The 5903-nt window shown below is 40.0% G+C and carries 5 protein-coding genes; 1 reads left to right on the top strand and 4 read right to left on the bottom strand.

Annotation, left to right across the window (positions count from 1 at the left end; all coding sequences use genetic code 11):
- A partial coding sequence (locus A3757_RS12545; RefSeq protein ID WP_156506301.1) for a polysaccharide deacetylase family protein occupies positions 1-735 on the top strand: 735 nt, incomplete at its 5' end.
- 55 nt (positions 736-790) lie between these two features.
- On the opposite strand, the gene A3757_RS12540 is transcribed toward A3757_RS12545, so the two are convergent.
- The 4 genes from A3757_RS12540 to A3757_RS26765 form a co-directional block, all read right to left on the bottom strand.
- Positions 791-1867 (bottom strand): glycosyltransferase family 4 protein, encoded by a 1077-nt coding sequence (locus A3757_RS12540; RefSeq protein ID WP_068553577.1) that lies wholly within the window; start codon positions 1865-1867, stop codon positions 791-793.
- A 45-nt stretch (positions 1868-1912) separates the two neighbouring features.
- Positions 1913-3040 carry a glycosyltransferase family 2 protein gene (locus A3757_RS12535; RefSeq protein ID WP_068553578.1) on the bottom strand — a complete coding sequence of 376 codons (1128 nt, stop codon included), beginning with the start codon at positions 3038-3040 and terminating at the stop codon, positions 1913-1915.
- A 16-nt stretch (positions 3041-3056) separates the two neighbouring features.
- Positions 3057-5015, bottom strand: a complete 1959-nt coding sequence (locus A3757_RS12530) for an acyltransferase family protein (protein WP_068553579.1) — start codon at positions 5013-5015, stop codon at positions 3057-3059.
- Between the two features lie 175 nt (positions 5016-5190).
- On the bottom strand, positions 5191-5903 hold a 713-nt coding region (locus tag A3757_RS26765), incomplete at its 5' end, for a hypothetical protein (RefSeq protein WP_197470026.1).

Here is a 5903-nt window from a genome sequence, read left to right as displayed (position 1 = left end):
GATGACGGCTACGTCGACAACTACACAATAGCCCGCCCCTTATTAAAGCAATATAAACTACCTGCGATTTATTTTATTCCAACTCTCCCTATAGAAAATAGAAAGCTTGGCTGGTGGGACCTTTCCTCCTATCTAATCTCTCAAAGTAAGAAAAGTAACATTAACATTGGCAATCAAAGCTTTCCTATTACCAATGCGCATGAAAAAGCAAGCTCTATTCAAGCCGCACTGGCTAGATTTAAATTAACACCATATGAGCATACAAAAGACCTGATCGAAGGACTATCTAACTCTTGTGAAGTAGCACTACCTTCTATAGAAGAGCAATCGGCTCAATGGATGAGCTGGGAACAAATTAAAAGCTTGCCGGAAGATAACGTAGCGATCGGCTCACACACCCACTCACATCGAGTATTAGCAACATTAGATGAACAAACTCAGTTTCAGGAACTTAAGGAGTCTAAAGAAATTTTGGAAGAAAAAGTGGGACGCACAGTTCAAAGCTTTTCTTACCCTGTTGGCGGATACGACCACTTCACCAGCAAAACAAAAGAACTTGTTAAGAAGGCAGGTTATAAAATAGGTTTTTCATACAATACAGGCTATAACAAGCAAGCAATAGATCCATTCGATATCAAGCGCTGCACCCTATCTAACAACTCCGCATACATGACCGGACAAATGCTATTACCATCTATATATAGCCGTACAGTCCCTCAAACGAGGCCTCACTAAAGCTTACTTTGAGATATAGATCAACTTAAAACAAAACCACTAAAAATAATAATTTCTACTCGCTGTTATGCTTATAACAATATTGGTATTCCTTCCTGGTCATTTCCATAGAAAAAGTCTCTGACATATACTGTCTCGCTCGCAGTCCAAAATCATGCAACAAGCTAGGCTGATCTATAAACTTATTGATCAGTTCTATTAAACAATCAACATCTTGATAATCATACAGGTAACCAGTTACACCATCTACAACCAGCCTTGGACTATCACCTACACGAGTAGCAATCACGGGAACCCCTCTAGCCATTGCCTCCATAATTGCGAGCGACAATCCTTCCTGCTCCGAACATACAATTAGTAAATCAAAAGAACTATAAACCTTAGACCTTTGAAGCTCCATTCCATGGAAAAACACTTTTTCATAATCCAAACAATTAGACGCTCTTTGTACCAAGCTATCTCTCTCTGGACCATCTCCAAAAAAATGAACTTCAGGATGATCACCCCTAGAACTTCTGATTTTTTCCATTGCCATAATCAAATCTTCCTGAGCTTTCAACTTGACCATACGTCCAACAGATCCCACCCTCAGGCCTTCATTCCCGCCAACTCTCTCATAAGACTTAGGAATAAACACACCATTAGCGATAGTTCGAAACATACCTCTGGGCCACCCAAAGCGCCTTGAAAAGACCTCTGAACCAGCATCAGAAACAAAGGTAACCCAATCCACCCAAAGCCGCGCAAAGAAATGAACAAAGCCCCAGACATATCCGGGCAAAGGATTTAACCCATGACGGGTGTATATTATTCTAACTCCCTTTAAATATAAGAGAGGCAAGAGAAAAAATAGGTATCTCAACACCCATGGACTGTGAATATGCAATACATTTTCTTGCTGGGAAACGAAACAAGAACATATAGATTTATAATCAATAAATCGATTAGAACTAGAAAGTAAGTAATCAGACTTCAAGTTCGAAAACTCGTCAACAAGGAGACCTCTTTCTGCACTACAGGAAAATACTGTAACCTGGCTACCCGACTCTGATTGCACTTCGCTCAGATCCAAAACAAAGCGTTCTGCCCCCCCAATTTCTAAACTCGATAAAGCATGAACAATATTAGACATACACCGTTCCTAATATAAATAGATGGCAACTCAAGATAGCAGATTTTATTTCCGCCATAACTCCCCCTCCTGCCCTCTCACAAACTGCACAAAAGCAAGAAAGTTAAACCAATTAAGCGCCACGAAGGAACTAATAATTCTCAACACCCTAATCTTAGAAATCGATTTAAAGTACAAACTCACCGGATATGACAACAATCCCATAATAAGCGCCCCGAAGTAGATCGAAAAAAACACACTGTTTGTAGCGAGCGAACATGAGCAAATAACATGAACCAAAAGCATAAAAGGAACAGCTAAACGAAGAATCTTATGGCTCAAAAACTGCCACCAAATTGGGTGGCCACCGGGGAAAATCCAGCTCGGAAACCATACCATCAACTGGTAATTACCCGCTAGCGTACGCACTTTTCTTCTTTTCTCATTTGCCACATCTGAAGAAGGCACATCCCAAGCCTTAGCTCTCTCATCGTAGCCAACTCGATACCCTTTTCTAATCGCCTGCATAGGGATCAGTACGTCATCAATGAGCGTACCAACAGGAATCGGTTGAAATGCAGCGCGTCTAATCATGTATATTGCGCCCGTCACTCCTGGCACACTACCGATGCTCGCTTCTGCCTTGCGTATCATTTTCTCATACCTCCAATAAGCATCTACACCCTTTGAAAAATCATTCTCATTTTCTGAATGGAAACTTAACTCTCCACTCACTAACCCATACTCTCCATCTTGAAACCAGCTTACTAAGTGCCTAACAGCAGATTCACTAATTGTTTGTCTTGCATCAACCATTAACACCAATTCGGAATCAATTTTGGCCATCCCCAAATTAAGCCCGTTTGGCTTACCTAAGCGTGAATCAACGCTTATAACACCAATTCGTTGCGAGTTAATTAAGGCAATTCTTCTTAAAGTTTGGTCCTCACTCGCGTCATCAACCACTAAGACACTCAATTTATCTTCTGGGTAATCTAAATCCAGTAGATTATGTAACTTTGTCTCGATATTTTTCTCTTCATTGCATACAACCAGCAATACAGTCACATAAGGGAACTGCTGATCAACTGGTGATGGTAACCTTTTCTCTTTTTCCCTTAACCTTAAGACTAAGGGATAACCTATAAACACATAAAAAATGAACAAAAAACTAACCGCAAAAAATACACTCATAAACTCACCTTATATTTCAAAACAACAAAGGATTAGAATTTAATTCTAGATAAGACTCACCCAATTGGTTCGCCCCTTCTAAGTTGAGATGGTCATCATCACGATAAAGAGGCACGCCATTGAGAGACATCTCACAGATCAACTCTTTGCAAAATAACTCTCGAGTTTTAATCACTTGGATACGAGGATATTTCTTCTGCAAGTTTTCGAATATATCGCTTATAAAAACATTAACCGGTCGTATCACTTGACAGTCAAGTTCAGAATCAAACACCACCTTCTTTATTGGACACTTAGGTGTTTCTCCCCCTAGGTCCGGAGTATCCTCCAGAATAATGACCTTAATCTCCTTTTTCTCTAAAAAAGAAATCATTGAATCTAATCTATCCATTAATATATTCCGTTTTCGTTCAACATCCACAACTCGGTCTGGGTCAAATAATTTGGTTGTCGACTCTCCAGGCCACGAAGCAGCTAGAACGACAAACTCTAAATTAGATGACTCAATATACTCCCTTGCTATTCTGTTTCTTTCATGACATTTATTAGCTTTGTATGAGTTTTGCCCCCATAAAATGTCAAATACAGGAATGCATTGATCCAAAGTGTAATCCAATATACTTTTATCGGCATCAAATGCTATTTTCTGCATAAACGGAACAAAGTGATTTGCGTGAGAGTCCCCAATAATAATTACTTCAGCACTTTCCAAATCAAGGCTTTTCAGATCATCATCACCCTCGACACAATTAGCTTGAGGTAAACGCGAGCTATACCTTAATGGAGAGTGACAACCCGCTCGCGCTATATCTGGATGAGAGTTTAAAGCAGATTCCATCTTCAATACTGCTGGTTCAAATCTGGAAGGAAATCCTTTGTTCCAAATCCCGATAGTCACCAGAATCGAAATTATGACAGCTGGCAGTAAGAACATTTTTAATACAACAGATCTAAACTCAGTATCGCCTGACTCTCGAAATGGCTGCTCTATGAAACGCCAAGTTAATACTGAGACTAGATAAGTCAGAACAATAATCAAAAGCTGCACTATCAGAGTCAGCTCCACAGACATATATCGGAGGAACACTATGATTGGCCAATGCCAAAGATACATTGAATAGGATATTTTGCCGGTAAAGACAAACCCTCTCATAGAGAGTAACTTATTAATTAAGCCACCTTGTGAATAAATCAACAATACTGTACCTAGTACTGGATATAAAGCATTATAACCAGGAAACTGAGAATGCTCTGTTAGAATTGATGAACTTCCAAATATCAAAACCAAACCCAATACAGATACGACCGAAGACTTCGAATACCCCAATTTCGGCAACCTAGGCCAAACAAGAGCCAATAATGAACCTGCCATCAACTCAAAAAAGCGTGTCGGTAATAGATAATAAGCAGCACCAAAAGTTATTTCAGTCCCCCATTGAGAGATCACCGCTAAAGCTATAAACATTAACAGGAAAAAATATATGCTTTTCCTTATTCCAAACCATTTAAACGAAACAGCCATAATCACGGGCCAAATAAAATAATACTGTTCTTCTACAGCAAGAGACCAGGTATGAAGCAAAGGCGCTTCCTGGGCATCTCCGCCAAAATATCCTCCATGATGCTTCCAAAAAAAGAAATTTCCCAGATAAAATACAATCCATATAATACTTTGGTAAAACCTGACTAAGTCCTGAGGTAACATAATCCAGGTAAAAAACAGAGCAGAAACTATAATAACGAAAAAACTAGCTGGAAGGAGTCGTTTAATACGACGAACGAAAAAAGCTCCAAACTCAAACCGCCCCAGCTTAAGCTTCTCGGCAATTATCGTAGTGATCAAAAAACCTGATAGTACGAAGAATACATCAACCCCAATAAATCCACCGGGAAAAAAGCTAAAACCGACATGGTTTATAATAACTAAAAAGACTGCGATTGACCGAAGGCCATCTATATCACTGCGGTAGTTCACCCCCCCTCCCTTTTTTTAAATGTGTAGATTTATCTAAAATGGCAATTGTATAACGTTTTTCAAATCATATGAGCTTTAACTGATAGAACAACTCAAATACAGCACTTGAAATTAAAATCTAAGAACTAGAAAAAGATAAAGGCCCCTTTATGAGGCCTAGATTATATGAAGGGCCTTACAATTCTGAGAATAAGGCAAAGGAATGATAACTACAACCATTGCGTGTACTACCGACATCTACTTGTCCTTCGCATCTTAACAAGCCATCCGTGGTGACAACCTCGCTAAAAGGTACGTATTTATCGACCTCGTAGCATCCTAGATAGGTCCCCCCCCCAGTAGGACAAATCGCAATAAGAGAGGTAGGACTGATTGTATTATATGGGTGCCACTGGCCGCCACATTGCCAATGCGGATCATCACCTTCACTACATGTAGTTGTTGCAATATAAACCATTGCTGTCACATTACTATTTTCAGGGTCTCCCAATTGGCCGGCAGCTCCATTGGCAGAGTCATTTTCTACATCACCAGCACTTGAATCATCCATAGAATCAGTACCACCAGTATACTCTATTGACCCATCCGCTGCTAAAAGCGACGCCTGAAAACCAATAGGGCTTTTCGGTGGGCTTACTTCAGAGCCACTCGAACCGTCAATACCACCTGAAGACCCCGATGTGGATGGAGCAACCCATAGCCATGTACGAACTGAATTAGATCGATGCTGCCAGTTCCACATCCTCATCGTAGAGCCAATTCCAGCACAATTAGCATTAACCCAACCATCATATAACTTATTTGCCCTAGCAGCCAATTGAGTTTTAATAGCTTCATCAGTCTCAAAATGATAAGCCGCAGCATATATTAGCAACGTTTCAATATTAT

This window comes from Oleiphilus sp. HI0117, from assembly GCF_001635235.1.
This window is presented reverse-complemented; position numbering and strand designations above follow the sequence as displayed.